Below are 1,825 nucleotides of genomic sequence, written 5' to 3'. Positions count from 1 at the left end.
GCACCCCCACCGGCCGCGCGTAGGCCGGTGCGAACCCGCGCGCCCGCGCCGCGCGGATCATCCGCTCGGTGAGCTGGGCGTCGGCCTCGTCGGCGAGCGGGTGCAGGCTGCGCATCCCCTCGGCGACGAGGCGCCCGCCCACGTACACGTGCGTGAGGTTTCGTAGCGAACAGGCCAGGACGTAGGTGGCGACCGGGTCCCAGATCGGCCCGGTGGCCGGCGCGGTGGGGTCCACGACCAGCAGGTCGGCGTGCTTTCCCACCTCGATGCTGCCGATCCGGTCGGACAGACCGAGCGCCTCCGCGCCACCGAGGGTGTGCATCCGCAGCACCTCGTGGGCGGCCAGGACAGAGGCGTCGGAGTGGACGGCCCGTTGGGTGTAGAGGCCGATGCGCATGTTCTGGAACGGATCGGAGACGTCGGTGCAGGACTGGTCGTCGAGCCCCATCCCCACGCGGATGCCCGCGTCCCGGTACCCGGTGACGTCCGCGATGCCGGAACCCAGACGGCCGTTGGAGGTGGCCTGCCAGATCACCGCGGAGTCGGTGTCGGCCACCCGACGCACCATGTGCTCGGTGGGGTGGACGAAGTGGCCGATGGAGAAGTCCGGGCCCAGTATCCCGGCGCGGTCGTACCAGTCGAATTTGGCCCGCTGGACCTCGAGGTGCTCGGCGGTCTCCACGAAGTGCGCCTGGTTGCCCACGCCGTGGGTCGCCATGGCGTGTCGCTCGCGTTCGGCGGTGACCGGTGACGACGACCACTGCACCGACCCGAACACCGAGCCGCCCAGATCCAGGTCCCGGGGCACGCGGCTCCGGCGGTGCTCCGTGACGTGGGCGAACGCCTCGAAGCACTCGGCCTCGGGGAGTTGCTCGTCGTCCAGCCGGGTCGAGGTGACGCACCGCAGCCCCGAGTCGGCCTGCGCGTCGACCTGTCGCGTGAGGAACTCGACGTCGTGGACCCGCTCGGCGACCAGGGTCGAGGTGGCGTGGTCGAACACCGCCACCACCCGGCTCTGGGTGAAGTTGTAGGCGCTGGTCACGCCGTTGCGAAGGAAGTCCAGGCAGCCGGCGAGGGTGAACCAGTACAGGTCCTCGGCCTCGGCCCCGACCATCATCTCGCCCATCCGTGAGACCCACCCGTAGAGCGTGTCGTCGGGGGCGATGCCGCGCATCCCGGCGGTGAACAGGTGGCTGTGCGCGGAGACGAACCCCGGAGCCAGGATCGACCCGGCCAGGTCGTGGACGGTGCCGGGCAGGCCGGGCGGCGGGTCACCGGGACCGAGCCCGGCGATCAACCCGTGATCGTCGACGTGGACCCAGCCGTGGAACCACCGCGGTGCGTCGGCTGTGGTTGTTCCCGGGGTCGTCGTCACGGGGATGACGAGCGCATCGGTGAAGGTGATCATGAGGGGTCTCTCGTTCTCGGGGCGGCTGCGCCGGCTGGTCTCGGGCGGACGGCGCGTCAGCCCGGGAGGTCCTCTGCCAGCCAGCCACCGGGACGCAGGTGGAACCGTCGGCGATGTGAGGGTGCGTCGGGCTCGCCCCGCCAGAACGTCACCGTCTCCGGACGCAGGCGGTACCCGGTCCAGGTCTCGGGCGGGTCCTGCGGGCTGGGGCCGCGCCGGGCGACGGCCTCCGCCCACACCTCCCGGCGCCCGGTCGGGGTCAGGGCCGCCGTGGCGGGAGTGTTGGTCCACGCCAGGAGCTTGAGATACGGGGTCCGGTCGCGATAGGTGCGCATCTGCTCGTCGTGGTCCGTGCGCGCCGCGGGCCCGGTCATGGTGAGCTGGCGGGTCCGGTCGGCGCTGAGGACCACGAGGGTC

The 1,825-nt window shown here is 72.0% G+C and carries 2 protein-coding genes; both read right to left on the bottom strand.

Annotated features, from left to right (window positions below; all coding sequences use genetic code 11):
* On the bottom strand, positions 1 to 1,408 hold a 1,408-nt coding region (locus tag G6031_RS15145), incomplete at its 3' end, for an amidohydrolase family protein (protein ID WP_182653697.1).
* Positions 1,409 to 1,464: 56 nt separating this feature from the next.
* The coding region (locus tag G6031_RS15140; RefSeq protein ID WP_277820150.1) for a pyridoxine 5'-phosphate oxidase C-terminal domain-containing protein at positions 1,465 to 1,825 on the bottom strand (361 nt) is incomplete at its 5' end.

This window comes from Dietzia sp. CQ4, from assembly GCF_014145125.1.
Lineage (GTDB): Bacteria > Actinomycetota > Actinomycetes > Mycobacteriales > Mycobacteriaceae > Dietzia > Dietzia natronolimnaea.
The sequence above is the reverse complement of the archived record's forward strand: the minus strand, read 5'-3'. Positions and strand labels throughout refer to the sequence as shown.